Annotated in this window: 21 protein-coding genes; 14 read left to right on the forward strand and 7 right to left on the reverse strand. The window is 63.6% G+C overall.

The window, feature by feature from the left end; genetic code table 11:
• The first annotated feature begins 96 nt into the window (after positions 1-96).
• The 6 genes from ACIQUI_RS00215 (at position 97) to ACIQUI_RS00240 (ending at position 4,760) form a co-directional block, all read left to right on the forward strand.
• The gene (locus ACIQUI_RS00215; RefSeq protein WP_008096634.1) at positions 97-342 is read left to right on the forward strand and encodes a ferredoxin family protein; all 246 of its coding nucleotides are present in this window, start codon (positions 97-99) and stop codon (positions 340-342) included.
• Positions 343-461: 119 nt separating this feature from the next.
• The gene (locus ACIQUI_RS00220; protein WP_403193969.1) at positions 462-1,868 is read left to right on the forward strand and encodes an ABC transporter substrate-binding protein; all 1,407 of its coding nucleotides are present in this window, start codon (positions 462-464) and stop codon (positions 1,866-1,868) included.
• A gap of 15 nt (positions 1,869-1,883) precedes the next feature.
• Complete coding sequence (locus ACIQUI_RS00225; RefSeq protein ID WP_403193972.1) at positions 1,884-2,666, forward strand: ABC transporter permease; 783 nt, start codon at positions 1,884-1,886, stop codon at positions 2,664-2,666.
• Positions 2,666-3,517, forward strand: a complete 852-nt coding sequence (locus tag ACIQUI_RS00230; protein ID WP_403193974.1) for an ABC transporter ATP-binding protein — start codon at positions 2,666-2,668, stop codon at positions 3,515-3,517. Before ACIQUI_RS00225 ends, ACIQUI_RS00230 begins: the two co-directional genes overlap by 1 nt.
• Positions 3,514-4,479 (forward strand): HEAT repeat domain-containing protein, encoded by a 966-nt coding sequence (locus tag ACIQUI_RS00235; RefSeq protein ID WP_403193975.1) that lies wholly within the window; start codon positions 3,514-3,516, stop codon positions 4,477-4,479. Before ACIQUI_RS00230 ends, ACIQUI_RS00235 begins: the two co-directional genes overlap by 4 nt.
• The gene (locus ACIQUI_RS00240; protein ID WP_403193977.1) at positions 4,479-4,760 is read left to right on the forward strand and encodes a DUF971 domain-containing protein; all 282 of its coding nucleotides are present in this window, start codon (positions 4,479-4,481) and stop codon (positions 4,758-4,760) included. The genes ACIQUI_RS00235 and ACIQUI_RS00240 overlap by 1 nt, the downstream gene beginning before the upstream one ends.
• Positions 4,761-4,791: 31 nt before the next feature.
• On the opposite strand, the gene ACIQUI_RS00245 is transcribed toward ACIQUI_RS00240, so the two are convergent.
• Together ACIQUI_RS00245 and ACIQUI_RS00250 are read right to left on the reverse strand one after the other, a co-directional pair.
• On the reverse strand, positions 4,792-5,655 hold the full coding sequence (locus ACIQUI_RS00245; protein WP_403193979.1) for an ABC transporter ATP-binding protein: 864 nt from the start codon (positions 5,653-5,655) through the stop codon (positions 4,792-4,794).
• Complete coding sequence (locus ACIQUI_RS00250; protein ID WP_403193981.1) at positions 5,652-7,253, reverse strand: ABC transporter permease; 1,602 nt, start codon at positions 7,251-7,253, stop codon at positions 5,652-5,654. Before ACIQUI_RS00250 ends, ACIQUI_RS00245 begins: the two co-directional genes overlap by 4 nt.
• Before the next feature lie 297 nt (positions 7,254-7,550).
• Here ACIQUI_RS00250 and ACIQUI_RS00255 point away from each other — a divergent pair, with 297 nt between their 5' ends.
• Both ACIQUI_RS00255 and ACIQUI_RS00260 read left to right on the forward strand, forming a co-directional pair.
• Positions 7,551-8,588, forward strand: a complete 1,038-nt coding sequence (locus tag ACIQUI_RS00255; RefSeq protein ID WP_403193984.1) for an ABC transporter substrate-binding protein — start codon at positions 7,551-7,553, stop codon at positions 8,586-8,588.
• Between the two features lie 38 nt (positions 8,589-8,626).
• Entirely contained in the window at positions 8,627-9,541 is a 915-nt protein-coding gene (locus ACIQUI_RS00260) for a TauD/TfdA dioxygenase family protein (protein WP_403193986.1), read from the forward strand.
• 109 nt (positions 9,542-9,650) lie between these two features.
• On the opposite strand, the gene ACIQUI_RS00265 is transcribed toward ACIQUI_RS00260, so the two are convergent.
• Positions 9,651-10,565 (reverse strand): LysR family transcriptional regulator, encoded by a 915-nt coding sequence (locus ACIQUI_RS00265; protein WP_403193988.1) that lies wholly within the window; start codon positions 10,563-10,565, stop codon positions 9,651-9,653.
• A 192-nt stretch (positions 10,566-10,757) separates the two neighbouring features.
• Between ACIQUI_RS00265 and ACIQUI_RS00270 the strand changes: the two genes are divergently transcribed.
• From ACIQUI_RS00270 to ACIQUI_RS00290, 5 genes are all read left to right on the forward strand, one after another.
• Positions 10,758-13,094 (forward strand): TonB-dependent receptor, encoded by a 2,337-nt coding sequence (locus tag ACIQUI_RS00270; RefSeq protein ID WP_403193990.1) that lies wholly within the window; start codon positions 10,758-10,760, stop codon positions 13,092-13,094.
• A 17-nt stretch (positions 13,095-13,111) separates the two neighbouring features.
• Positions 13,112-14,788: an aryl-sulfate sulfotransferase gene (locus tag ACIQUI_RS00275; protein WP_403193993.1), complete on the forward strand. Its 1,677-nt coding sequence runs from the start codon at positions 13,112-13,114 to the stop codon at positions 14,786-14,788.
• 339 nt (positions 14,789-15,127) lie between these two features.
• Positions 15,128-16,570 carry an NADP-dependent succinate-semialdehyde dehydrogenase gene (gene gabD, locus ACIQUI_RS00280; protein ID WP_119368460.1) on the forward strand — a complete coding sequence of 481 codons (1,443 nt, stop codon included), beginning with the start codon at positions 15,128-15,130 and terminating at the stop codon, positions 16,568-16,570.
• Between the two features lie 182 nt (positions 16,571-16,752).
• Positions 16,753-18,030: a 4-aminobutyrate--2-oxoglutarate transaminase gene (gene gabT, locus ACIQUI_RS00285; protein ID WP_391128585.1), complete on the forward strand. Its 1,278-nt coding sequence runs from the start codon at positions 16,753-16,755 to the stop codon at positions 18,028-18,030.
• Between the two features lie 138 nt (positions 18,031-18,168).
• Positions 18,169-19,428 (forward strand): HDOD domain-containing protein, encoded by a 1,260-nt coding sequence (locus ACIQUI_RS00290; RefSeq protein ID WP_403193997.1) that lies wholly within the window; start codon positions 18,169-18,171, stop codon positions 19,426-19,428.
• Between the two features lie 142 nt (positions 19,429-19,570).
• Here ACIQUI_RS00290 and ACIQUI_RS00295 read toward each other — a convergent pair whose 3' ends face one another.
• Both ACIQUI_RS00295 and desA read right to left on the reverse strand, forming a co-directional pair.
• On the reverse strand, positions 19,571-20,557 hold the full coding sequence (locus ACIQUI_RS00295) for a GGDEF domain-containing protein (protein ID WP_403193999.1): 987 nt from the start codon (positions 20,555-20,557) through the stop codon (positions 19,571-19,573).
• 140 nt (positions 20,558-20,697) lie between these two features.
• Entirely contained in the window at positions 20,698-21,882 is a 1,185-nt protein-coding gene (gene desA, locus ACIQUI_RS00300; RefSeq protein ID WP_403194002.1) for a delta-9 fatty acid desaturase DesA, read from the reverse strand.
• 293 nt (positions 21,883-22,175) lie between these two features.
• On the opposite strand from desA, the gene dibA reads away from it, so the two are divergent.
• Positions 22,176-24,071 (forward strand): phosphodiesterase DibA, encoded by a 1,896-nt coding sequence (gene dibA / locus ACIQUI_RS00305; RefSeq protein ID WP_403194005.1) that lies wholly within the window; start codon positions 22,176-22,178, stop codon positions 24,069-24,071.
• A gap of 92 nt (positions 24,072-24,163) precedes the next feature.
• Here the strand turns inward: dibA and ACIQUI_RS00310 are convergent, their stop codons facing one another.
• Positions 24,164-24,808 (reverse strand): methionine ABC transporter permease, encoded by a 645-nt coding sequence (locus ACIQUI_RS00310; protein WP_403194007.1) that lies wholly within the window; start codon positions 24,806-24,808, stop codon positions 24,164-24,166.
• Positions 24,798-25,907: a methionine ABC transporter ATP-binding protein gene (locus tag ACIQUI_RS00315; protein WP_403194009.1), complete on the reverse strand. Its 1,110-nt coding sequence runs from the start codon at positions 25,905-25,907 to the stop codon at positions 24,798-24,800. Before ACIQUI_RS00315 ends, ACIQUI_RS00310 begins: the two co-directional genes overlap by 11 nt.

Genomic DNA, 25,907 nt, shown 5'->3' on the forward strand with positions numbered 1-25,907 from the left:
CGTGTTGGATTCTTCGCGGGTAAACCCGCTCCCACAGGGAAATGTGCAAGCCTTTAGATAAAAGGGAGCCCATGAAGGCCCCAAGGACGCCGTGAAATGGCCTACCAGCCGCAAGAAATCTTCTTCCGCAGCAGCGCCCCGGTCACCATCGACGAGGACAAATGCATCGCCGAAAAAGGCTGCACCGTGTGCGTCGAGGTCTGCCCCATGGACCTGCTGGCAATCAACCCTGCCACGCAAAAAGCCTACATGGCCTTCGACGAATGCTGGTACTGCATGCCCTGCGAGAAAGACTGCCCCACCGGCGCGGTGAAGGTTGACATCCCGTACCTGCTGCGCTGATTGATCCCGCCATCCGGCGAACCACCGGACGCCCTTCAGATGTGCCCCTCGTTTCCCACCACCCAAGCCGGGCGGCGGAGACGACTCCAACTCTTATAACGATTCGAGGGGAAACACCCATGCGCCTTGTTGCAACCGTGGCCGGCCTCGCGCTGGCGCTCACTGGCCTGAATGCCAGCGCTGAAACCATTCGCATCGCCATCGGCACCCAGGACACCACCATCAACTGCGCCACCGGCGGCCTGCTGATCCGCGAGCTGGGCCTGCTGGACAAGTACCTGCCGCACGACGGCAAGTACAAGGACGCCACCTACCAGGTCGAGTGGAAGAACTTCACCAGCGGTGCGCCGCTGACCAACGAAATGGTCGCCGGCAAGCTCGACTTCGGCGCCATGGCCGACTTCCCGGGCTCGTTCAACGGCGTTGCGCACCTGGATGCCGGCAAGCGCAGCCTGTTCATCAGTGTGCTGTCGGGTAGCGTGCATGGCAGCGGCAACGGCATCGTCGTGCCTGCGGCGTCCAGCGTGCAGTCGCTGGCTGAGCTCAAGGGCAAGACCATTTCCGTGCCCTTCGCCTCCACCGCCCACGGCATGCTGCTGCGGGCCGTCGCAGCCCAGGGCTGGGACCCGCAGAAGGATGTACGGATCATCGCCCAGGCGCCGGAGATCGCCGGCTCCGCCCTGCGCAGCAACCGCATCGAAGCCCACGCCGACTTCGTGCCGTTCGCCGAGCTGTTCCCCAACCGCGGCTTCGCTCGCAAGATCTATGACGGCGCCCAGGCCAACGCACCGACGTTCCATGGTGCCTTGGTCGATGCCGACTATGCCAAGAAGTACCCGGAAGTGGTCACCGCCTACCTGCGCGCCAGCCTTGAGGCCGACCGCCTGATCGCGGCGCAGCCTGAGAAGTACAGCGAGTTGATCGAGAAGGTCACGGGTATCGAAGCCGAGGTCAATTACCTGTTCCACGGCCCGCTCGGCCTGCAGACCCGCGACCTGACCTGGAAGCCTGAATACCGCCAGGCAGTCGCTACGTCCATCGATACCCTCAAGCTGCTTAAAAAGACCGACCGTGGCCTGGACACCGACAAGTTCATCGACGACCAGTACATCCGTGCCGCCTTCAAACAGGCAGGCCTGGACTACGACAAGGCGCTGAAAGACTACGACCCGCTGCCACTCAAGGCCAATGACGCGCTGACCGGCAAACCGATCACCGACTTCAGCCGCCTGGCGCAGATCTGGGTGCGTGGTGAAGACAAGGTTCGCCACTATGCTTCGCCGGAGGCCGCCCTGGGTGCCCTGGCCCAGCTGGAGCAAGAAGGCAAGGACATCCGCGCCATCTACGCCCAGGCCGCCGACAGTGGCATCAAGCTGCTGGCCAACCAGGCCTGGTTTGTGCGCAACGCCAACGGCGAGCTGGCGGCGTTCCTGCTCAAAGACCAGGCCGAGCAGTATGCCAAGGCTCATGGTGGTGAGGCGCTGGACTTCGTCAGCGCCAACCAGAAGCTGGTCGCCCAGCGCTGACCGGGAGGCAACGACATGACCCGCAACCACAAGCGCTGGCCGGTGCGCCTGGCTTCGCTGCTGGCCTGTCTGCTGTTCTGGCAGGTGGCGGCAAGCGTGAAACTGGACCTCGGTCTGCTGACGTTCACCTATGTCCCTACACCCAAGGCGGTGCTGGACGCTGCCTGGCAGTTGCTGACCTCCAGCACCCTGCTGGCGCACCTGGGCAGCAGCCTGTCGCGGGTGTTTGCCGGTTATGCCACTGCGGCGCTGGTTGGCGTGGCCCTGGGGTTGCTGATCGGCCGCTCGAAATGGGCAGAAGACACCCTGCTGCCGCCGCTGGAAGTGCTGCGGCCGATTCCGGCGGTGGCATGGATCCCGCTGGCGATCCTGATGTTTCCGTCGTCGGAACTGTCGATGGTGTTCATCACCTTCACTGGCGCGTTGTTCCCCATCCTGCTCAACACCGTGCACGGCGTCGAGGCAGTCGACCCGCGCCTGGTGGCATCGGCGCGTAGCCTCGGCGCAGGGCGCCGGGCGATCCTGCGCGAAGTGGTGTTGCCTGGGGCGTTGCCGAGCATTGTCACCGGCCTGGCCATCGGCATGGGGACGTCATGGTTCTGCCTGGTCACTGCCGAGATGATTTCCGGGCAGTTCGGCATCGGCTACTACACCTGGGAGTCATACACCTTGCAAAATTACCCGGACATCATCGTCGGCATGCTGCTGATCGGCGTGCTGGGCATGGGCAGCAGCGCCCTGGTCAAGCGCCTGGGGGCGCTGGCCACGCCGTGGTACCGCACGCGGAGGGCCAGTTGATGAACCGTTATCAACAGGTACCGGGGCGTATCGATGGTCGTGGTCTGTCGATACGCCTTGGGCACGGCAGCGAAGCGTTCGAGGCGGTACAGCGCCTGGATTTTGCCGTTGAGCCGGGTGAGTTCGTATGCATCTTGGGGCCCTCCGGTTGTGGCAAGTCGACGTTGCTCGGCGCCCTGGCCGGGCACCTGGTGCCCAACAGCGGCCAGTTGAACGTGGACGGCCAGCCTGTTGCCGGGCCATCACCGCAACGTGGCATGGTGTTCCAGCACCACACCTTGCTGCCCTGGCGCAGCGTGCTCGACAACGTGGCCTTCGGCTTGAAGATGCAGGGCATTGGCCGCGCCGAACGTTACCGGCAAGCAAGTGAAATGTTGCAGCTGGTGGGGCTGGCCGACTTTGCCGGGCGCTGGCCAAGCCAGCTGTCCGGCGGCATGCAGCAACGGGCCGAGATTGCCCGAGTGCTGATCAACCGCCCGCGACTGTTGCTGATGGACGAACCCTTCGGCGCCCTGGATGCGCAAACCCGTGCACGCATGCAGGAGCTGTTGCTGGAGATTTGGGCCAGCATCCGCACCACCGTGGTGTTCGTCACCCACGATATCGACGAAGCGCTGTTCCTGGCCGACCGCATTCTGGTGATGAGCCCGCGCCCCGGTCGCTTCATCGACGACCTGCGCCTGGACTTTGCGCGACCCCGCCGCGCCAGCCTGCTGACCAGCCCTGAATTCACCCACCTCAAGCGTCACTGCCTGGCATTGCTCCGCCACGAGGAAGGCCGCGAACTGCCGCGCCTGACCCCGCTGGGCCTGCCGGACACTCACCACCCACCGCTACGGATCGCGCTATGACTGACCGAACGACTGACAACCCCGACATCCTTGCCCTGTTGCCTCGCCTTGATGCCAGCGATGCTGGCGTGCGCCGCATCGCCCTGATTGAGCTGGCCGACCTGGAAGACCCGGATGGCTTGCCATGGCTGACCGATGCACTGCTGGTGGATGCTGCCGACGAAGTGCGTGCCGAGGCCGCGCGCCTGCTTGAGGCCTGGGAGGAACCCGAAATTGTGCAGGCCCTGTGCGCTGCGCTGGCGGATGCAGCCGAACCGGTGCGGCTGGCAGCTGCGCAGAGCCTCAGCGAACTCAAGAGCCTTGAAGCCGGCCAGCTGATCCTGCCATGGGTCAAACACGCTGATGCCTTCGTCCGCTCCAGTGCCCTGCGAGCCTTGCGCGAGCTGCGCCTGGAGGATGCTGCCGAACCTGCGCTGCTGGCGCTGGCCGATGACGACGCCGCCGTGCGGCGTGAGGCTGTAGGCATTCTAGGTTGGCTCAAGCACCAGCCGGCATTACTGGCGCTGGCAGCGCTCGCCGAGGCCGAGCCGGACACCGAGGTGCGCCGCGCGGCCATCGGCGCGTTGGGCCTTGCCCGGGACAGTTCGGTGCTGCCTGCGTTGGTGGCGGCATTGGCTGACCAGGCCTGGCAAGTGCGCGAGGAAGCCGCCACCACGTTAGGCAAAATCGGTCAGGACCAAGCAGGCCCGGCGCTGGTGGATGCCCTTGCCGATGACTTCTGGCAGGTACGCCTGCGGGCAGCGCGTTCACTAGGTCGGCTGCGCTATGCCGCTGCACTGGACCCGCTTGGCGCATTGCTTGGCCACGGCATTGCCAACCTGCGCAAGGAAGCAGCGCTGGCCCTGGGCGAGCTGGGCCAGGCGCGTGCCTTGCCGGTGCTGCAGGCCGCCGAGGCCGATAGCGACCCCGAGGTGCGCAAGGCGGTGCGGATTGCCCTGGCGCAACTGCGCGGGGCTGCCTGATGAACGCCCCGCAAGTCATTCGTAACCTGCGCGGGCCAGGGCAGTTGGTACTGCAATGGGAAGACGGCGAGCACCGCCTCAGTCATATCCGTTTGCGCGGTGCTTGCCCTTGTTCACGATGCCGTGCCACCCGGCTGTCGGGCGGGATCAACCTGGTGCCCGACGATGTGCGTGTGGTGCAGATCGAGGCGCAAGGGTACGGTGTGCAACTGGTGTTCAGCGATGGGCATGAGCGGGGTATCTACCCTTGGGCCTACCTGCGTGACCTGACTGGCCAGTGAGTCTTCTTCGCGGGCTTGCCCGCGAACACGCTCAGAGCGCAATCAGTTCCGGCCTCAGTCCTTCCACGCGTCGCACCGGCAGCGGCTGGTAACCGCCATCCCCGGTGATCTGGTGCAGCACCTTCTCGCGCAGGCCATGCAGCGCAACGCCCGTGCGCAACCGTGGGTGCGGCAGATCGATTTCGACCACCGACTTGATCCTGCCCGGGCGTGGCTCCAGCACCACTACCCGGTCAGCCAGGTACGTTGCTTCTTCTGCATCGTGAGTGACCAGCAAGGTGGTGATGCCCGCGCGTTCGCGAATGGCCAGCAGTTCGTCCTGCAATTGCTGGCGGGTCAGTGCATCCAGCGCACCGAAGGGCTCATCGAGCAGCAAGATCCGTGGGCTGGCAACCAGGCCGCGGGCGATGGCCACGCGCTGGGCCATGCCGCCTGATAGCTGGTGCGGGTAGGCCGACTCGAAGCCCACCAGGCCCACCAACTGCACGAACTCGTGTACGCGCCGCGCACGCTCGCCTTGGGTAAGCGACTCATTGACCAGGCCCAAGGCGATGTTCTGTTCAACGTTCAGCCAGGGGAACAACCGGTGTTCCTGGAACACGATGCCGCGTTCGCCACCAATGCCGCTCACGCTGTGCCCGTCTACGCGGATGCTGCCGCTGTAGTCGGTGTCCAGGCCTACCAGCAAGCGCAGCAAGGTGGACTTGCCACAACCGGATGCACCGACAATGGCGATGAACTCGCCTTCATTGATCGACAGGTTGAAGTTGCGGATCGCCTCGAACGGCTGGCCGTCCACGGTGAAAACCTTGCTGACGCCCTCGAAGCTGACCAAGGGCGGTGTGGTGTCGGGCTGGTTGGCCGCGTGCAGGTGCGAGGTGTTGAAGGCGTTCATGCAGTTCTCCAGCGCGTGGCGCGCGATTCGAGGCGTTGTCCAAGGGTGCCGAGCAGGGCGCCGACCAGGCCGATCAGGACCATCGCAGCCATTACCTGGTCCATGCGGAACAGTTGCTGGGCGCCGATCATCAGGCTGGCGATGCCGCCGTCCGAAGGCATGAAGTATTCGGCGCCGATGGTGCCCAGCCAGGCGTAGATCAGCGACAGGCGCAGGCCGGCAAAAATGGCTGGGGCCGCCCCGGGCAGCACCAGCAGGCGCAAGCGTTGCCACAGGCCCAGGCGTAACGTGCGGGCCGCTTCGCCCAGCTGTGGCGAGAGGCTGGCGATACCGCGCTGGGTAGCTATCAGCAGCGGGAAGAATGCGGCCAGGCCGACGAACACATGCTTGGCACCCTCACCCAGGCCGAACCAGGCGGTGAGCAACGGCACCCAAGCGAACAGTGCTACCTGGCGCAGCGCCGTAAGGCCAGGTCCGAAAAGGCGATCTGCCGGTTTTGAGAGCCCCAGCAGCAAGCCGGTCAGCAGGCCGGCGCCACCACCCAGCAGCAGGCCGGTGAGGGTGCGCTCCAGGCTTAGCAGCAAGGCCTGCGGCAGTGACCCATCGGCCAGGCCGATCAGCAGTGTGCGCAGTACCTCAAGTGGCGAAGTGAGGATGTTCGGGTCAACCCAGCCGAAGCTGCTGCTGGCTTGCCACAGCGCCAGCAGTGCCAGAGGCAGCAGCAGGCTTTGCCATCCGCGTGGCAGCGGCCCGCGCTGCTGTTCTCCCGTGGCGGGTTGTGGCCAGTACAACAGGCGCTTTTCCAGGCCGGAGAAGCTGCGCTCCAGTACGGCACCCACCAGGCCGATTACCAGAATGCACAGCAGCACCAGGTCGAGCATGAACAGCTGGCGACCCCACACCATCAGGTAGCCGATCCCTTCGCTGGATGCCAGCAACTCCACCGCCAGCAGCGAGGTCCAGCCGGTGGCCAGGGCCAGGCGCACGCCGGTGAGAAAAGCGGGCAGGGCAGCTGGCAGCAGCAGGCGCAGGAACAGCAGGTGGCGTGGCAGGCGCAGGGCCGCAGCGGCTTCACGCAGTTTTGGCTGGGCATCGCGCACACCCACCAGTGTGTGCAAGGTGACGGGCACCACCACGGCTTTTACCAGCACCACGAGCTTGAGCAGTTCACCGATGCCAAAGAACAGCATGAACAGCGGAATCCAGGCCAGGGTGGGAATTTGCGCCAGCGCCACGAAAGTTGGCAAAACCAGCGTCTGTGCTTGCCGCGAAGCGCCCAGCCACACCCCCAGCAGCAATCCGCTGCCGATACCCACCGCCAGCCCCCAGAACAACCGTTGCAGGCTTATCCACAGGTGCCCCCAGAGCTCGCCAGAGCCAAACTCCAGCGCGCTCTGCCACACCAGTGCCGGCGCCGGCAGGATCTGCTCGCTCATCCAGTGCTGCCGGCTCGCCACCACCCACAGCAGCGCAATCAGCACGGGCAGCAACCAAGGCAATATGCGGTCAAGGCCTTTGTGGGAGCGGCCTTGTGTCGCGATAGGGCCGCGCAGCGGCCCCCGAAGCCACCTCCTATTCCTGCTCAGAACTCCATTCATCGGCCATCTCTCGAAGCGTTGTTAGTTTATTCACTTATGGAATTAAAAATTTCAACAAGCGACTTTCAAGAGATAAGAGCATGCGTCCCCTGCATGCGGAAGCCCCCTGTCGTTGCGTTTTCCTCATATTTTCCATGCGTTTCCCGCAAGCCCCCCGCAGGCCCGCATGCCGCCTGATTTATGCTTTTCAGTTACTAAAAAATGAAGTTTTGATCTTTGTAGGTTCTAACCAGACCTGCCTAGCTTCTGGCCAAAGCGCCGGCCATCGCCGGTGGCAGCCTGCCAAGGAGCCTTGCCATGAAAACCCCATTGCGCCACCTCGCTACCGCCCTTGGGCTGGTCTTCACCCTCGGCGCCCAGGCGGCCGAGCCAGCCAAGCCTGAGAGCATCCGTATTGCCGTGCCCGACCTCAGTGCAGGCAACAAACCCAGCGCTGGCGGTGTAGTTGATGTGCTGCGTGACCAGCAGTTGCTTGAGAAGGAATTTGCCAAGGACGGCATCCGCATCGACTGGCACTTCTTCAAGGGGGCCGGCCCTGTGGTCAACGAGGCCTTGGCCAACGGCCAGGCCGACTTCGCCTACCTGGGTGACCTGGCCGCGATCGTCGGCAAGGCCAATGGCCTGGACACCCGCGTGCTGTCGGCAGGTGTGCGAGGGGTCAAGAGTTACCTGGGCGTAGTGCCCGGCTCCGGCATCAAGACCCTGCACGACCTCAAGGGCAAGCGCGTGGCGGTGTTCCGCGGTACAGCCAACCAGCTGTCGTTCGCCAGTGCACTGGCCAGCCAGGGGCTGAGCGAACGCGAACTGAAGGTCATCAACCTGGACTTCAATGCCGCCAATGCTGCGCTGGCCGCGAAGCAGATCGACGCCACCTGGGGCCTGTCCAACCTGCTGTCACTGCGTGAACGGGGGCTGGTCGAGTTGCCGGTCAACTCGCGCGACCTTGAAGGTGCCGGTAGCACCCAGGCGGTGCTGCTGGGCACGGGCGACTTCATCCGCAAGTACCCCGAGCTGGTCCAGCGCCTGGTCAACGCCCAGGAGCAGGCCAGTAGCTGGCTGCGCGATGAGCATAACCGCGAAGCGTATGTGGACCTGGTGGCCAGCAACGCCAACTGGCCACGCAGCATCCTCAGCGATGACCTGGCCAAGGAAAACCTCGCCCACTACTTCGACCCACGGCTGGACGCCGAATTTGTCGGCCAGTTGCAGCAGGGCGTCGACCTGGCAGCCAAGGAGCGCCTGATCCGCCGTGGCTTCCAGGTAGCCGACTGGATCGAACCACGCTTTCTCGATGCTGCATTGAAACAGGAGCGGGCCGTGCAGGCTGCTCGCTGAAACCCGACAACCCGACAATCACCGCAAGGACCACGACCATGAGCAATGCCGCCCTGGCCACCGCGCCACAAACCCTCGAACTCGACATTCACCCGGTTGCAGGCCGTATCGGCGCCGAGATCCGCGGGGTAAGGCTGTCCGCCGACCTCGATGCAGCCACGATCGAGGCGATCCAGGCTGCACTGGTGCAGCACAAGGTGATCTTCTTCCGCGATCAGACCCACCTGGATGATCAGAGCCAGGAAGGCTTTGCCAAGCTGCTCGGCGAGCCGGTCGCTCACCCGACGGTGCCGGTGGTGGACGGTACCAGCTACCTGCTGCAACTCGATGGCGCCGAAGGCCAGCGGGCCAACTCCTGGCACACCGACGTGACCTTCGTCGACGCCTACCCCAAGGCCTCGATCCTGCGCAGCGTGGTGGCGCCAGCGTCGGGCGGAGATACCGTGTGGGCCAACACGGCTGCTGCCTATCAGGAACTGCCCGAACCGCTGCGCGAACTGGCCGACAAGCTGTGGGCGGTGCACAGCAACGAATACGACTACGCCAGCATCAAGCCCGACGTGGACCCGGCCAAGCTGGAGCGTTATCGCAAGGTGTTCACCTCGACGGTGTACGAAACCGAACACCCGGTGGTACGCGTGCACCCGATCAGTGGCGAGCGGGTGCTGCAACTGGGGCATTTCGTGAAACGCATCAAGGGCTATTCGCTGGCGGATTCACAGCACCTGTTCGCGGTGCTGCAAGGGCATGTGACACGGCTGGAGAACACCGTGCGCTGGCGCTGGCAGGCGGGGGATGTGGCGATCTGGGATAACCGCGCGACGCAGCATTATGCGGTGGATGATTACGGGACCCAGCCGCGGGTGGTGCGGCGGGTGACCCTTGCTGGTGAGGTGCCGGTGGGTGTGGATGGGCAGTTGAGCCGGACGACCCGCAGGTCGCAAGTCGTATAGAGAAATCCTGTGGGAGCGGGCGTGCCCGCGAACACCGGCGTAGCCGGTGCCAGCCACCGCGTTTAATTCTTCGCGGGCACGCCCGCTCCCACAGGTGCTGCGTAATCCTTCAGATTTCGGTATCACAGGCAATCAACTGCCTGACCAGCCCCTGAGCCAACGGCGACAAGCCATATCCCACCCGGCTCACTACCCCATAGCGGGTATAGAACGCCTCTTCCTGCTCTGGCGTCAGGTCCGCCAGTTGCAGCGCCACCAGCCCTCCATCACGCTGATACGGCCGCAAATTGGCATTGCAGGCGATGCCGATGGTGTCCGAATGCATCACCACATTCAGCAGCGCATAGCCATGCTCGCACTCCACCGATGGCAAGAAGTCCTGCCGCCCGCTCAGGTCGCTGAGGATCTTGCGGATGTTCGGCGGGCGGAAGGTGGTGGCCAGCGGGTAGTCGAACAGGTCTCGCGCCTGCACGCGCTCCTGCCCGGTCAGCGGGTGCCCGGCGCGGCAGCAGAAGTGCCAGCGCTGCGGGGTCAACTTGTGCACTTGGTAATCAGGGTCGGACTCGAACTGACGAGTGTCGGCAACAAAGAACTCGATTTCCTCGGCAACCAGCTTGCGGTTCAGCGCCTGCCAGTTGTCCACCTGGAAGCAGGTGCGTGCTGCCGGGTACTCGGCCACGAAGCGCGCCACCGCTCGCGGTACCAAGCCCCCGGCCGGCGCAGGCCCGGAGCCGAAGCGCACCACGCCGGTAGTGGCGCCGTTGAACTGGTGGATCTCGTTGACCAGGTTGTGCGCCCCATGCACCAGCCGCCGCGAGTGCTCCAGCACCAGCAAGCCTTGGCGGGTTGGCGCCAGCTCCTTGCTGGCGCGGTCCACCAGGCGGCAGCCGATGTTGTGCTCCAGGGTCTGGATACTGCGGCTGAACGCCGATTGCGACAGGTTCACGGCAGCCGCAGCAGCCACGAAACTGCGGTGCTCGACAAGGGCGATGTAGTGGCGCAGCTGGCGCAGATCGATATGCATTTTCTACATTAAAACCTTCGGTCAAATGCAATTGCTGACAAGGGTCAGTCCCCTTATAAAGGGTGTTACTTATTCCACTAAATATGAATTACAAATATTTATATCACTTAAAAGAATATAAGCCCGACTGACCGCGATTCGGTTCCGCCAACGGAAATGCTCGCCAGGGCCCATGCCTCAAGGAGCATTTGCATGTCCGGACTTTCCCGTTGGCCTGCGCGCGCGTCGCGCTTTACCTTGCAACCCTTGGCCGCCGGCGTATTACTGGCGGCGTCCTCCGGCAGCTTCGCCGAAGAGCCGGTCAGCGCCACCCCGGCAGTGGAACAGGAAGCCAAGCTCGGCACCGTCACGGTCAATGCCCGCCGCCGCGAAGAAACCGCGCAAAGCGTACCCACGCCGATCAGCGTGCTCGGCAGCGAGACCCTGGAAACCCAGCGCATCTACCGTGTGCAGGATCTGCAACAGTTGGTGCCCAGCACCAACGTCGCCTATGTACATGCCCGCCAGTCGAGCATCTCGATCCGTGGCCTGGGCAACAACCCGGCCAGTGACGGCCTGGAGGGTAGCGTCGGTATCTACCTGGACAACGTCTACCTTGGCCGCCCAGGCATGGCGGTGTTCGACCTGCTGGACGTGGAGCAGCTCGAAGTGCTGCGCGGCCCGCAGGGCACGTTGTTTGGCAAGAACACCACGGCCGGGGTGCTCAACATCACCACGCGCAAGCCCACCTTCCACCGTGAGGGCAGCATCCAGCAGTCGATTGGCGAAGACGGCTATTTGCAAACCCAAGGCAGCTTCTCGGGGCCGATCAGCGAGACCCTGGCCGGGCGTATCAGCGCCTACCGCACCGAAGACGATGGCTATGTGAAAAACATCCATAACGGCGACGACCTCAACGGTGGCAAGCGCCAGGGCTTTCGTACCCAGTTGCTGTTCAAACCCAGCGAAACCTTCAACCTGCGCTGGATCGGCGAGTACAACGAGGAGGATTCCAACAACGGCATCCTCAGCCTGTACAGCACCGGCCCGACCATCAATGGCGTCAACCGCTACGAAAGCCTGGCTGCCCAGGCCGGCGCAACGCTGGTGTCGGGCAAGGATCGCAAGGTCAATTTCGACGCCGACCAACAGGTGACGGTGTTCCAGGGCGGTACCTCGGTAGAGGCCAACTGGACCCTGCCCAACGACTTCACCCTGACTTCGATCACCGCCTACCGCTGGTGGGATTTCACCCCACGCAATGACGATGGCCTGAACGTGCCGGTGTTCTACAGCGCCGGGGTCTCGGTGCGCGACAAGCAGTATTCGCAGGAGATCCGCCTGGCATCGCCCACCGGTGGCGCCTTCGACTACGTGCTGGGCGCGTACTACTTCAAGCAGGACCTGGACAACAAGTCCTTCACTTATTACGGGCCGCAGGCCGATGTCTGGAACCTGACACCGGCCGGTGCGCTGAACAACGTCAACACCATCGGTGATGGGCATATCGATACCGATAGCTATGCGCTGTTCGCCCAAGGCACCTGGCACGTCACCGACCGCCTGGACTTCACCGCTGGCATTCGCGGTACCTATGAGGAAAAGAGCGCCTGGGTAACCCGCGACGCACCCAGTGGCGGCGCGGCAGTGACCGGTGCCGCCGCCACCGCGCGCCAGGCCCGGATAGGTGCCTACGATTCGGGCGACCTCAACCAGTACAGTTTCAGCCCTTCCGGCCTGCTGGGCCTGAGCTACCGCTTCAACGAGCAGCTGCTGGGCTACGCCACCCTGACCCACGGCGAGAAGTCTGGCGGCGTCAACCTCACGGTCGGCGCTGCGCCACGGCTGGGTACCGATTCGCTGCTGGTGGGTACCGAACGGGTCAATAACGCCGAACTGGGCTTGAAAAGCACCCTGTTCGACGGCCGCCTGCAGCTCAACAGCAACCTGTTCTGGGCCGAAGTGCATGGATACCAGGCCAACGTCTACGACCAGATCAACCGCGTGCAATACCTGGCCAACGCCGGCCGCGTGCGCTCTCGCGGCCTGGAGTTCGAAGCCACGGCGCTGCCGATCCGCGGCCTTACCGTCAACTTCAACGGCTCGTGGAACGACGTGCGCTACACCGAATACAAGGACGCGCCATGCCCGCCTGAGGTGAGCCTGGCCAATGCCACTGCCACGTGCGACCTGTCTGGCCATCAGGTAGTCGGCGCCTCCAAGTACATCGCCAACCTCAACACCCAGTACAAGTGGCAGGCCACCGAGCATGTCGAGCCCTACGTTACCGCCAGCTACGCCTTCCGTTCCAGGGCGGTGGGCACCATCGACGATTCCGATTTCGGCCAGATCCCCAGCTACGCGCTGGTCAACCTTTCCGCCGGTGTACGCCTGGACCAGGGCGACGGCGTGGTCGACCTGTCGCTTTGGGTGAAAAACGCCGGCGACAAAACCTACTTCACCAGCCTGTGGAACTCCGCCAACGGTGGCTATGCCGGCGTACTCGGTACCCCGCGCACCTTCGGCGCAACTGCCCGTTACGACTTCTGAGCACAAGGAGCTTTGCCATGAATGCCAAGACCGAAACCCCAGCATTGCCTGAAGGCGCCTGCCTTACCGCGAAAGTGCCGCAGCACGACGAAGCGCTGCTGGGTGACGTGGTGGTGAACCCGTACCGGTTGGCGCCGCTGACCGCCATCATCCGCGACGGTGGCCGCAGCCTGAGTGACGCGCATGTGCGCGTGCTGGGGCGCGGTGAACGCGGCGTGGACATCGTCTATGACGTGTCTGACCGGTCCTTGTGGACCTACGGCGGCATCCCGGTATTCGGCCTGTACCCGGACCACGTCAACCAAGTGGAAGTGACCTACAAGCTGGACGGCGAGCGTATCCGCCAGCAGTACCAGATCTACGCCCCGGCCGTGCGCCTGCCAGTGGTGGCGAAGCAGACAGCCGCGTTGCCGGAGGTTGAGCCGATCAAGGTGGCCTCGGGCTTTGAAAAGCGCCTTTACCTGTTCAACCACTTGCAGGGCGACATCCCGGGCGGCCGTGCCTTCAAGTGGAACGCCCTGGGCGGCGCGGCGGAATGGGATCAGGTGGGCAACAACTGGATCGCCGACACGAATGGCGATGTGCGCTGGTACCTGGATATCGAGCAGATCCACGACTCCAACCGGCGTGACAGCATGGGTGGCACCATGGGCTTCCAGCAGACCCGCGACGGCAAGCTTATCTGGGGCCAGGGCCAGACCTACTCCAAGTACGACCTGCTGGGCCGGCGCATCTGGCAACGCACGCTGCCCGACAAGTTCGCCGATTTCTCCCATGAAATCCGCGAGACCAGCAACGGCACCTACCTGCTGCGGGTGGGTACCAGCGACTACCGCCGCCCCGACGGCAAGCGTGTGCGTTCGATCCGTGACCACATCATCGAGGTCAGCGAGGCCGGGGATGTGCTGGACTTCTGGGACTTGAACCAGATTCTCGACCCGTACCGTGGCGACCTGCTGGAAACCTTGGGCAAGGCCGCCATCCAGCTCCCGCAGGGCGTACAGAAGCAGGACGACCGGCTGGCGAACGAACTGGCCGAGGGGGACCTGCCATTTGGTGACACCCCCGGGGTGGGTACCGGGCGTAACTGGGCACACGTCAACGCCATCGACTACGACGCCGATGACGACAGCATCATCGTTTCAGCACGTCACCAGGGCGTGGTGAAGATCGGCCGCGACAAACAGGTGAAATGGATTCTTGCCTCGCCCCAAGGCTGGCCGCAGCGGTTGCGTGAGAAGGTGCTGAAGCCGGTCGAGAGCGAAGGCTTCGACTGGTCATGGACCCAGCACACCGCCTGGCTGACCGGCAAGGGCACGCTGACCGTGTTCGACAACGGCTGGGGCCGTGACTTTGCACCGACCAGGCTGAGCGGCAACTACAGCCGGGCGGTCGAGTACCGCATCGACGAGGCCAAGGGCACCGTCGAGCAGGTGTGGGAGTACGGCAAGGAGCGCGGCGACGAGTGGTACAGCCCGGTAACCTCGGTGGTGGCTTACCGGCCGGAGACCGATACCCAGTTCATCTACTCGGCTTCGGTGAACTTCCTGACGCCTGAGAAGCTGACTACTACCGTGCTGAATGAGGTAAGGCGGGGGACGCAGGAGGTGCTGGTTGAGCTCAAGGTGCACAGCCGACAGCCGGGCAGCGTGGGCTACCGGGCCTTGGTGATCGACCTGGCCAAGGCGTTCTGATGCATCCCTGCCGGGAGGGCCGTCGGTCCTCCCTTCACAATTCTTTCAGTTCATTCGTCTAACCTGTACCGGCCCTTTCGCGGGCACGCCCGCTCCCACAGGTACTGCACCGAACTCGAGACTGGTGGGGTAGCTGTGGGAGCGGGTTTACCCGCGAAGAGGCCAGTTGCCATCACGCAGAATGATGAGTTTTCCGCCCGGCTGTTCAACCATTCGTTCTTTTTTTCGAACAGCCTATTGTCCAACACCCCAGCAGCCGCTTAGCATTCGTTTGAGATTTCAAACGCTCGATGCCCTGCCTTGGGCGCTTTTCAACAATCAACAATTCGGGAAGCCGACATGCAGCTCAAAGACGCTCAGTTGTTCCGCCAGCAAGCCTATATCAACGGTGAGTGGCTGGATGCGGACAATGGCCAGACCATCAAGGTGACCAACCCGGCCACCGGTGAAGTCATCGGTACCGTGCCGAAGATGGGCACTGCGGAAACCCGCCGCGCCATCGAAGCCGCCGACAAGGCCCTGCCGGCCTGGCGTGCCCTGACCGCCAAAGAGCGTTCGACCAAGCTGCGTCGCTGGTTCGAACTCATGATCGAGAACCAGGATGACCTGGCTCGCCTGATGACCACCGAACAAGGCAAGCCACTGGCCGAAGCCAAGGGCGAAATCGCCTACGCCGCCTCGTTCATCGAGTGGTTCGCCGAAGAAGCCAAGCGCGTCTACGGTGACACCATCCCTGGCCACCAGCCAGACAAGCGCCTGATCGTCATCAAGCAGCCAATCGGCGTTACCGCGGCCATCACCCCGTGGAACTTCCCGGCCGCCATGATCACCCGTAAAGCTGGCCCGGCCCTGGCCGCTGGCTGCACCATGGTGCTCAAGCCTGCTTCGCAAACCCCGTACTCCGCCCTGGCCCTGGTCGAGCTGGCACACCGTGCCGGTATCCCGGCTGGCGTGCTGAGCGTCGTTACCGGCAGCGCTGGCGAAGTTGGCGGCGAACTGACCGGCAACTCCCTGGTACGCAAGCTGTCCTTCACCGGCTCGACCGAAATCGGCCGCCAGCTGATGGAAGAATGCGCCAAGGACATCAAGAAGGTTTCCCTGGAGCTGGGTGGCAACGCCCCGTTCATCGTGTTCGACGACGCCGACCTGGACAAGGCGGTCGAGGGCGCGATCATCTCCAAGTACCGTAACAACGGCCAGACCTGCGTCTGCGCCAACCGTATCTACGTGCAGGACGGCGTCTACGACGCGTTCGCCGAGAAGCTGGCCGCTGCAGTCGCCAAGCTGAAGATCGGTAACGGCCTGGAAGATGGCACCACCACTGGCCCGCTGATTGACGGCAAGGCTGTCGCCAAGGTCCAGGAGCACATTGAAGACGCCGTTTCCAAAGGCGCCAAAGTGCTGTCCGGTGGCAAGATCATCGAAGGCAACTTCTTCGAGCCGACCATCCTGGTTGACGTACCGAAGACTGCTGCCGTCGCCAAGGAAGAGACCTTCGGCCCACTGGCGCCGCTGTTCCGCTTCAAGGACGAAGCCGAAGTCATCGCCATGTCCAACGACACCGAGTTCGGCCTGGCCTCGTACTTCTACGCCCGCGACATGAGCCGTGTGTTCCGTGTTGCCGAAGCCCTGGAATACGGCATGGTAGGTATCAACACCGGCCTGATCTCCAACGAAGTGGCACCGTTCGGTGGCATCAAGGCCTCGGGCCTGGGCCGCGAAGGTTCCAAGTACGGTATCGAGGACTACCTCGAAATCAAATACCTGTGCATCAGCGTCTGATAGCACGGTAAAGGCTTTACCTCTGCCAGCGGGGCGCGAGAGCGACGTCTCGCTGGCCTTTTTTACATCGCAGTACCTGGTGGCCAGGGCGTTTGCGGCAGTCGATCAACGAATACTGTTCACGAGCACTCCCAGCCACCCCCGAATAAAAGCGCCATTCCTGTCGGCGCAATGAGGGCATTATGAGCAAGACCAACGAATCCTTGATGCAACGTCGTGTAGCTGCCGTCCCACGTGGCGTTGGCCAGATCCACCCGATCTTCGTCGACACCGCGAAGAACTCGACCGTGATCGACGTTGAAGGCCGCGAACTGATCGACTTCGCCGGCGGCATCGCAGTACTGAACACCGGCCACCTGCACCCGAAAGTGGTTGCAGCCGTGCAAGAGCAGCTGACCAAAGTCAGCCACACCTGCTTCCAGGTGCTGGCCTACGAACCCTACGTAGAGCTGTGCGAAAAGATCAACAAGCTGGTACCAGGCGACTTCGACAAGAAGACCCTGCTGGTCACCACCGGCTCCGAAGCCGTTGAAAACGCCGTGAAAATCGCCCGTGCCGCCACTGGCCGCGCCGGCGTCATCGCCTTCACCGGCGGCTACCACGGCCGTACCATGATGACCCTGGGCCTGACCGGCAAGGTCGTGCCGTACTCCGCTGGCATGGGCTTGATGCCAGGCGGCGTGTTCCGCGCCCTGTTCCCGAGCGAACTGCACGGCGTGAGCGTTGACGACGCTATCGCTTCGGTAGAGCGCATCTTCAAGAACGACGCCGAGCCACGCGACATCGCTGCGATCATCCTCGAGCCAGTACAAGGCGAAGGCGGCTTCCTGCCAGCGCCGAAAGAGCTGATGAAACGCCTGCGCGCCCTGTGCGACCAGCACGGCATCCTGCTGATCGCCGACGAAGTACAGACCGGTGCTGGCCGTACTGGCACCTTCTTCGCCATGGAACAGATGGGCGTTGCGCCTGACCTGACCACCTTCGCCAAGTCCATCGCTGGCGGCTTCCCGCTGGCCGGTGTGTGCGGCAAGGCCGAGTACATGGACGCAATCGCTCCAGGCGGCCTGGGCGGCACCTACGCCGGTTCGCCGATCGCTTGCGCCGCGGCCCTGGCCGTGATCGAAGTGTTCGAAGAAGAGAAACTGCTGGACCGCAGCAAGGCTGTGGGTGAGCGCCTGACCACTGGTCTGCGCGAAATCCAGAAGAAGTTCCCGATCATCGGCGACGTCCGCGGTCTGGGCTCGATGATTGCTGTTGAAGTGTTCGAGAAAGGCACTCACACCCCTAACGCTGCTGCTGTTGGCCAGGTTGTTGCCAAGGCTCGCGACAAGGGTCTGATCCTGCTGTCCTGCGGCACCTACGGCAACGTCCTGCGTATCCTGGTACCGCTGACTGCCGAAGACGCACTGCTGGACAAAGGCCTGGCCATCATCGAAGAGTGCTTCGCTGAACTCGCCTGATGTGACGCGCTTCTGAAAAAACCCGCCTCGGCGGGTTTTTTTTGTGCCCAGAAAAGCCACGGGGCGCTATCGTTAGCGGAGGATTTGCTTAGGAAGCTGCGACGGACTGTGTGTCAGGCTAATCAGGAGCTGTTGGCGATGAGCGCTGCAAACCCCACCGCACCAAACGTACTGATTGTCGAGGGTGACCCCTGGGTACGTGACATGCTCAGCGAAATGCTGCTCAGCGTGCGCTGTGATGCACGGCTGCACGTATGCGCCGACGGTTCGCAGGCACTCAACCTGCTGGCCAACAAACCCGACCTGATCATCGCCGCCCGCGAGCTGGCCGGTGTCGATGGCCTCGACCTGCTGCGCAAGGTCCGCGCCAAAGGGCCGGGGTTGCCGTTCATCCTCATGAGCAACCGCAGTGACAGCGCCAGCGTGCGTGAAACATTACCGCTGCACCCCACCGCCTACCTGAGCAAGCCGCTGAACCTGGATAACCTGCGCAAGCGGCTGGAAGAGTTGCTGGTGGCGGTTGGCGAGGAAATCGCCTGCCCGATACCGGCCTTGCAGGCCGGTGCCAGCCTGCCTGCCTACCTTGAGCAACGGCGCGCTACCGCCGATGGTGGGCCGCTGCTGGCTGATGTGCAGGTGGCGATCAAGCGCGCGCTCAACCCTCAGGGCCTGAACCTGAAGGTGCTCGAAGAGGAAGTGCGTAACGACCCCCAGGTTACCGCCGTGCTGATTGCCGCAGCCAACAGCGCCGCATTGCACCGTGAAGCGCCGGTGCAAACCTTGCTGCAGGCCCTGAACAAGCTTGGCAGCACCCAGAGCATGAACCTGATCCTGGGCATGACCCTTAAGCGCAGTGCGCGCCTCAGTGACCCGCTGCTGGCGCAGCACGCTGCCCGTTATTGGGACCTTTCGCTGCACACCGCCGAATATGGCCGTACCTTGGCGCGCATGCTCGAACTGGACGAAGGGCGCTGCTATTGTGCGGGGCTGCTGCATTGCCTGGGCGACCTGGCAGTGCTGCGCTGCCTGCAAGAGTGGCGGTTGGCCGGTGGCGAGCTGGACGAACGCAACGTGCAGCATTCGCTGGATGAGTTCGGTGCGGCGTTCGGCTCGGCGCTACGCACGCGCTGGCGCCTGCCGCTGGCGTTGCGCGAGTTGATCGCGGCGATCTACCAGCTGGGCGGTGGTGTGTATTCGCGGGAAATCCTGGCCATGAACCTGGCCGGGCAGTTGTCGCGGCTGCCGGCCGAGCAGGGGCTGGAGAAGGTGGCCAACGGCAAGACTGCGCGGTTGCTCAAGATGGGTTTGCCGGAGCTGAGCCGGCTGCGCAAGGTGGACAACCCCGAGGTGAAGCCCCAGGAAGAGCCGCCGGTGGCTGAGGCCGAAGTATCCAGCTGAGATTTTGGGCCGCGTTGCCGCCCTTCGCGGGCTTGCCCGCTCCCAAAGGTTTCGCCTTGAATGCAGGAATATGCTATCCCAGTGGGAGCGGGCGAGCCCGCGAACACCGGCCAAAGCCGGTGCCATCCCCCACGCAGGCTGATCAGCCGCGGACGATCTGGTTCTTGCCCTGCCGCTTGGCCTGGTACATCGCCGCGTCGGCCCGGGCATACAGGCTGTTCAGTGTCACATCGTCATCGGTCAATTCGGTCAGCCCCTGGCTCACCGTAACGCCATACGTCTGTTCTTCATGGGTGAAGCTCAAGCGCTGGATCTCCCGCTGCAAGCGCTCGGCAATCTGCTCCGCCGCCTGGGCACTGCAACCCGGGAACACCGCCGCGAATTCCTCGCCACCAATACGCCCGAACAGGTCGCCACGGCGCAGCACGGCTTTGCCGCTGTCGGCGATTCGCTGCAGTACCTGGTCGCCTTCCTGGTGACCATAGCTGTCGTTGATACGCTTGAAGTCGTCGATGTCCAGCAACAAAAAGGCCAGCGGCATACCACCCTCGCGGGCGCTGTCGAAGGCTTGCTGGGCGCATTCGAAGAAATGCCGGCGGTTGCTGCTCTGGGTCAGCACGTCGGTGGTGGCCAAGCGCTGTAGCTCACCTTCGAGCTGCTTTTTCTCGGTGATGTCTTCAGCGATGCCGACGATGATTACCCGATCGCCATCGTGCTGCTGGTTGATGTAGCACTTGTCACTTAGCCAGCGCAGTTGGCCTTCGGCATTGAGAATGCGGTATTCGCGGTCTTCCACCGAGCCCTTGAGCAGCACCTGGGCCAGGCTGCGCTCGGCGTACTCCAGGTCGTCGGGGTAGATGCTGTCGCGCCATTCGTTGTAGTCGGCCAGCACCAGGCTGACAGGGCGACCGAAGATGCGCTCGTAGGCGGGGCTTACGTACAGCACCTGGCGGGTTTCCCAGTCGAAGGCCCAGAGCACCGCGTTGACGCTGTCGAGAAGCGAGCTGAACAACTGCTCGCGCTCGCTCAAACGGGCGACTTCGCCTTGGGCGTGGAGCAAGGCCAGCAGGGTCTGGGCGGCTTCGGGAGGCGGGGTACCGGGCAGGATCGTGGGAATGTTCTTGGCCATGTGCACGAATCAGGTCTCGACTTGAAAGCGTGCGGCCAGCATCCTGCCCGCCACGCGGGCGATGTGCTGATTTGAGTGGCGGCTACGGCGTGAAGTTCCGGGCGGCATGCCCCGCCAAGGGGCATGCCGACTAACGGTGGTCAGGCGCCGGTGGGGCGCAGGGAATAGGTTTTGAGCTGCGCCGCGAAGTCGCGCAAGGCGTGGATGCCGCTGGTTTCGGCTTCGTGTACCCAGTCCTTCATGGCGGCCAGCATGTCGTGGCCGTTGGCACTGGTGCGCGCCCAGATCTGCTGCAGGGCCAGGCGCTTTTCGTAAATGGTCTTCAGCGCCTGGCTGTGGGCAAGCATCGACTCGATGCGTACATGGTGGCGGTCTTCCAGCAGGCTGGTTTCGCGCGAGAGCAGGCGCTTGGCACGGCGGAAGTGGTGGCTTACCGAGGCGTCCACCCGGGCCAGCTCCTGCTTGACCAGCGGGCCGATCACCAGCTTGCGGTACTGGGCCATGATCTGGAAGCGGTTGTTGAGGATGGCCATGGCGGTGTCCATGTCCAGGCTCGCTTTGCCCGCCACACGGTGGGCAATGGGCGCCACGCGCTGCACTTTTGCCAGGCGCAGCAGGCAGAACATGCGTATCCAGGCCCAGCCCATGTCGAACTCCCAGCGCCTGACCGACAGCTTGGCCGAGTTGGGGTAGGTGTGGTGGTTGTTGTGCAGTTCTTCGCCGCCAATGACGATGCCCCAGGGCACAAGGTTGGTCGCCGCGTCGCGGCATTCGAAGTTGCGATAGCCCAGCGCGTGGCCCAGACCGTTGACCACGCCAGCCGCCCAGAACGGAATCCACATCATCTGCACTGCCCAGATGGTGATGCCGATCGTGCCGAACAGCAGCAGGTCGATGACGGCCATCAGCGCAATGCCGCCCAGCTTGTAGCGCGAATAGAGGTTGCGCTCGATCCAGTCATCCGGGCAGTTCTTGCCATAGATGCGCAGGGTTTCGGGGTTGCGCGCTTCTTCACGGTACAGCTCGGCGCCCTTGCGCAACACCGTGCTCAGGCCTTTGTGCACGGGGCTGTGCGGGTCGTCGGGGGTTTCGCATTTGGCGTGGTGCTTGCGATGGACGGCGGTCCATTCGCGGGTGTTCTGCGCGGTGGTCAGCCACAGCCAGAAGCGGAAAAAGTGCTTGAGCGCGCCATTGAGCTCCAACGCCCGGTGCGCGGAGTAGCGATGCAGGTAGACCGTGACGCTGACAATGGTCACGTGGGTCATCAACAAGGTGATGCCGACCAGTTGCCAGGCCGACAAGTCGAGCAGGCCGTTGTACCACATAGGTGTAAAAACCCTCGGAATGCAGGAGGAGGGGCTGATTATCCCTTGGCAGGGAAATAAAACCAGTCAAAGCTGACAACGCGATATTTCAGGCTTGGCACATTTGATCTGCTCACATCGCAATGCTGGCACGGTCCATGTGGGAGCGGGCGAGCCCGCGAACACCGGCAGAGCCGGTGCCATGCACCGGGTTGCCTTCTTCGCGGCGGTTCGACGCATCGACATGCCCGCTCCCACAGAGCACCAGAACCTTTATAATCGCCATTCTTTTCTGAAGGGCTATCCCTCCCGACATGTCTGTTTCTGTTCGCGACGCCTTGCGCATGGCTGCGCTGTATGTGGTGCTCTCGATCCTCTGGCTGGCGCTCGCCGAGGTGATGCTGCACGGCATGACTGACGACCCCCTGGCACTGACCGTGGGGCGGCAGATCAATGTGGTGTTGTGGGTGCTGATGAGTGCCGTGCTGATCTACGTGTCCAGGGTGCGGCTGTTGAACTTCATCGGTGTGGGTGCACGCTTGCGCTGTGAGGACCGTGAGCGGCTGCGCATGGCCGCTGCGGTGTTCGACAGTACCCTCGAAGGCGTACTGGTCACCGACCGTCACGGCCTGATCGTGCACGTCAACCGCGCCTTCATGCGCATCACCGGCTACCAGCAGGACGAGGTTATCGGCCAGCGCCCGAACAAATTCAAGTCGGGCCGCCATGGCCAGGCGTTCTACCAGCAGATCTTTGCCACCCTGGCCGAGCAGGGGGAGTGGAGCGGCGAAATCTGGAACCGGCGCAAAAGCGGCGAGATCTACCCGCAGTGGCAGACCATTTGCGCCATTCGTGACGACGAAGGTGAACTGAGCCATTACGTGGCGGTGTTCAGCGACATCAGCGCGATCAAGCACTCGGAGCAGGAACTCGCCTACCTCGCCCACCACGACCCGCTGACCGGCCTGCCCAACCGCCTGCTGTTCAACGATCGTGTCGAGCAGGCGCTGGCGGCGGCCCAGGCCAACAAGCGCGGCTGTGCCCTGTTGCTGCTGGACCTGGACCACTTCCAGAGCATCAACGACGGCCTTGGCCACACCATCGGCGACCAGTTGTTGAAGCTGGTGGGCGAGCGCCTGGGTGAGGTGCTGGGTAACGGCGTGACCCTCGCACGCCTGGGCGGTGATGAGTTTGGCGTGCTGGCAGAGAACTGCCAGCAGGTCGGCCAGGCGGGCAAACTGGCGCAATGCATCATCGAGCGCATGCGCGAGCCGTTCCTGTTCGATGGCCACCGCCTGTTCATCAGTGTCAGTGCGGGTATCAGCCTGTTCCCCAGCGATGCCTTGAGTAGCGAGCAGCTGCTGCGCAATGCCGATGCAGCGTTGTACAAGGCCAAGAGCAACGGGCGGGCCTGCTATGCGCTGTACACCGAAGAGTTGACCGCCCACGCCCAGCACCGGGTAGAGACTGCCGGCGAGTTGCGCCGGGCATTGGAGCAGCATGAGCTGCGGGTTTACTTCCAGCCGGTGCATGACCTGGCCACTGGCAGCAAGGTCGGGGTCGAGGCGCTGGTGCGCTGGCAGCATCCCCAGCGCGGGCTGGTGCCCCCGGGCGAGTTCATCCCGATTGCCGAGCGCACCGGGCTGATCGCCGAGATCGATGCCTGGGTGCTGCGTCAGGCGTGCCGGCAGATGGTGCAATGGCAGGCACAAGGCCGGCAACTGGCGTTTGTGGCGGTGAATATCTCCAGCCGCCTGTTTGGCCAGCACGACCTGTACCGGCAGGTAGCGGCGGTTTTGCATGAGACCGGCCTGGCGCCGGCGCTGCTGGAGCTGGAAGTGACCGAAAGCGCGGTGATGGAAGACCCGGAAGTGGCGCTGGAACAGCTGCACCGTTTGCGGGAGCTGGGGGTGACCTTGGCCATCGACGATTTTGGCACCGGCTATTCGTCGTTGCTGCGGCTCAAGCGTTTGCCTGTGCAGAAGCTGAAGATCGACCAGGGTTTCGTTGCCGGTTTGCCGCTGGATGAAGATGACATCGCGATCGTGCGGGTGATCATCGCCCTGGCCCGCAGCATGGGCATGCAGGTGCATGCCGAGGGTATCGAGCAGGCCGAGCAGGCTGGTTTCCTGTTGCAGGAGCGGTGTCAGCTGGGGCAGGGGTACTGGTTCGGGCGGCCGGTGCCGGCTAGGGATTTGCGCTGGGATTGAGGGCCTCTTCGCGGGCACGCCCGCTCCCACAGGGACTGCACAGGACCTGAGAGATGTGGGGACCTGTGGGAGCGGGCGTGCCCGCGAAGCATTCAACGCTTGTTCAAACCCTTCGCCAATCGATCCCCACCCAACTGGATCAGCGCCACCAACGCCACCAGCATGGCGATCACAGTCAACATGATCTGGCTGTCGAAACGCTGGTAACCATACCGGTAGGCAATATCCCCCAAGCCCCCGGCACCAATCGCTCCGGCCATGGCCGAGGAGTTGATCAGGGTCACCAGGGTAATGGTGAAGCCCCCGACGATGCCCGGCAGCGCTTCGGGCAACAGTACATGCCAGACGATGTGCCAGCGCCGGCAGCCCATGGCCTGTGCGGCCTCCACCAGGCCATGGTCGACTTCGCGCAGGCTGACTTCGGCAATCCGCGCAAAGAATGGTGTAGCGGCAATGGTCAGCGGCACCACCGCCGCCCACACGCCATAGGTAGTGCCGACCACCAGGCGCGTGAAGGGGATCAGCGAGACCATCAGGATCAGGAACGGGATTGAGCGGAACAGGTTGACGAAGGCGCCCAGCACCCGGTTCAGCAGCGGCGCCGCGAAGATCCCGCCCTTGTCGCTGGTCACCAGCAGCACCGCCATCGGCACCCCCACCAGCAGGGCGATCAGTGACGACACGCCGACCATCAGCAGGGTATCGAGCAGGCCTTCCAGCAGGCGATCAAACCACATGGCCCAGTACCTCCACATCCTCGGCCCAGCGGCGGGCACGTTCCAGTAATTGATGGGTGTCATGCGGCGAGTGCTGCACCGACAGGATCAGTTGGCCCAAGGCATGTTCGCCGATGGTTTCCACACCGCCCTGCAGCAGGCGTACGCGGCCGCCCAGGTCGTTGAACAGGGCCGACAGCTCGGGTTCGCCGAGCAAGGTCAGTTTCAGTACCACAGCGCTATCGCGGCTGACTGGGATGGCCCGCAAGCTGGCTTGCAGCGTGGCAGGCAGTTTGGCCTGCAAGGGTGCGAGCAGGGTGCGGGTGACCTCATGGCGTGGCGCACCGAACACCCGCCAGACTTCGCCCTGTTCGACCACTTCGCCGCGCTCCAGCACTACTACCCGGTGGCAGATATCGCGGATCACCGCCATTTCGTGGGTGATCAGCACAATGGTCAGGCCCAGGCGCTGGTTGATGTCGCGCAGCAGCTCAAGGATCGAGGCAGTGGTTTCCGGGTCCAGTGCCGAGGTGGCTTCGTCACACAGCAGGATTTGCGGGTCGTGCACCAGCGCCCGGGCAATGCCCACACGCTGCTTTTGCCCACCGGAGAGCTGCGCCGGGTACACGTGGTGCTTTTCCTGCAGGCCGACCAGCTCCAGCAGCTCGCGCACCTTGCGCTGGCGCTCGGCCTTGGCAACGCCGGCCACCTTCAACGGCAGCTCGACGTTCTGCCACACGGTCTTGGCCGACATCAGGTTGAAGTGCTGGAAGATCATGCCGATGCGCCGACGCAGGGCCACCAGCTGGTCCTCGTCGAACGGGGCGATGTCTACCTGGTCGATCAGCACCCGGCCTTGGCTGGGTTGCTCCAGGCGGTTGATGGTGCGCAGCAGCGACGACTTGCCGGCGCCGCTGCGGCCGATGATGCCGAAGATCTCGCCATGGCGGATGTTCAGGTCGATGCCCTGCAAGGCCGGTTGTGCCTGGCCCGGGTAGGTCTTGCCCAGGCCGATGAAGCGCACATGGGCTTCATTGACCTCCGGGCGCAAGGCCTGCTCCCTGGCCGTTGGCGGCAGTGGTTGAGTGGTGGGCGCCCTGAGCGCGTTGGCCTGGCTCAT

It is taken from the genome of Pseudomonas sp. NPDC090592, from assembly GCF_044769185.1.
Classification (GTDB): Bacteria; Pseudomonadota; Gammaproteobacteria; order Pseudomonadales; family Pseudomonadaceae; genus Aquipseudomonas.

Excerpts from the sequence above, each read along its gene's own strand:
- ACIQUI_RS00260 (WP_403193986.1), top strand. The coding sequence starts at position 8,627 with ATGAGCAATGCCGCCCTGGCCACCGCGCCACAAACCCTCGAACTCGAC.
- ACIQUI_RS00225 (WP_403193972.1), top strand. The coding sequence starts at position 1,884 with ATGACCCGCAACCACAAGCGCTGGCCGGTGCGCCTGGCTTCGCTGCTG.
- ACIQUI_RS00220 (WP_403193969.1), top strand. The coding sequence starts at position 462 with ATGCGCCTTGTTGCAACCGTGGCCGGCCTCGCGCTGGCGCTCACTGGC.
- dibA (WP_403194005.1), top strand. The coding sequence starts at position 22,176 with ATGTCTGTTTCTGTTCGCGACGCCTTGCGCATGGCTGCGCTGTATGTG.
- ACIQUI_RS00310 (WP_403194007.1), bottom strand. The coding sequence starts at position 24,808 with ATGTGGTTTGATCGCCTGCTGGAAGGCCTGCTCGATACCCTGCTGATG.
- ACIQUI_RS00270 (WP_403193990.1), top strand. The coding sequence starts at position 10,758 with ATGTCCGGACTTTCCCGTTGGCCTGCGCGCGCGTCGCGCTTTACCTTG.
- ACIQUI_RS00240 (WP_403193977.1), top strand. The coding sequence starts at position 4,479 with ATGAACGCCCCGCAAGTCATTCGTAACCTGCGCGGGCCAGGGCAGTTG.
- ACIQUI_RS00255 (WP_403193984.1), top strand. The coding sequence starts at position 7,551 with ATGAAAACCCCATTGCGCCACCTCGCTACCGCCCTTGGGCTGGTCTTC.
- ACIQUI_RS00315 (WP_403194009.1), bottom strand. The coding sequence starts at position 25,907 with ATGAGCCAGGCCAACGCGCTCAGGGCGCCCACCACTCAACCACTGCCG.
- desA (WP_403194002.1), bottom strand. The coding sequence starts at position 21,882 with ATGTGGTACAACGGCCTGCTCGACTTGTCGGCCTGGCAACTGGTCGGC.
- ACIQUI_RS00245 (WP_403193979.1), bottom strand. The coding sequence starts at position 5,655 with ATGAACGCCTTCAACACCTCGCACCTGCACGCGGCCAACCAGCCCGAC.
- ACIQUI_RS00235 (WP_403193975.1), top strand. The coding sequence starts at position 3,514 with ATGACTGACCGAACGACTGACAACCCCGACATCCTTGCCCTGTTGCCT.
- ACIQUI_RS00275 (WP_403193993.1), top strand. The coding sequence starts at position 13,112 with ATGAATGCCAAGACCGAAACCCCAGCATTGCCTGAAGGCGCCTGCCTT.
- gabD (WP_119368460.1), top strand. The coding sequence starts at position 15,128 with ATGCAGCTCAAAGACGCTCAGTTGTTCCGCCAGCAAGCCTATATCAAC.
- ACIQUI_RS00215 (WP_008096634.1), top strand. The coding sequence starts at position 97 with ATGGCCTACCAGCCGCAAGAAATCTTCTTCCGCAGCAGCGCCCCGGTC.
- ACIQUI_RS00230 (WP_403193974.1), top strand. The coding sequence starts at position 2,666 with ATGAACCGTTATCAACAGGTACCGGGGCGTATCGATGGTCGTGGTCTG.
- ACIQUI_RS00295 (WP_403193999.1), bottom strand. The coding sequence starts at position 20,557 with ATGGCCAAGAACATTCCCACGATCCTGCCCGGTACCCCGCCTCCCGAA.
- ACIQUI_RS00265 (WP_403193988.1), bottom strand. The coding sequence starts at position 10,565 with ATGCATATCGATCTGCGCCAGCTGCGCCACTACATCGCCCTTGTCGAG.
- gabT (WP_391128585.1), top strand. The coding sequence starts at position 16,753 with ATGAGCAAGACCAACGAATCCTTGATGCAACGTCGTGTAGCTGCCGTC.
- ACIQUI_RS00250 (WP_403193981.1), bottom strand. The coding sequence starts at position 7,253 with ATGAATGGAGTTCTGAGCAGGAATAGGAGGTGGCTTCGGGGGCCGCTG.
- ACIQUI_RS00290 (WP_403193997.1), top strand. The coding sequence starts at position 18,169 with ATGAGCGCTGCAAACCCCACCGCACCAAACGTACTGATTGTCGAGGGT.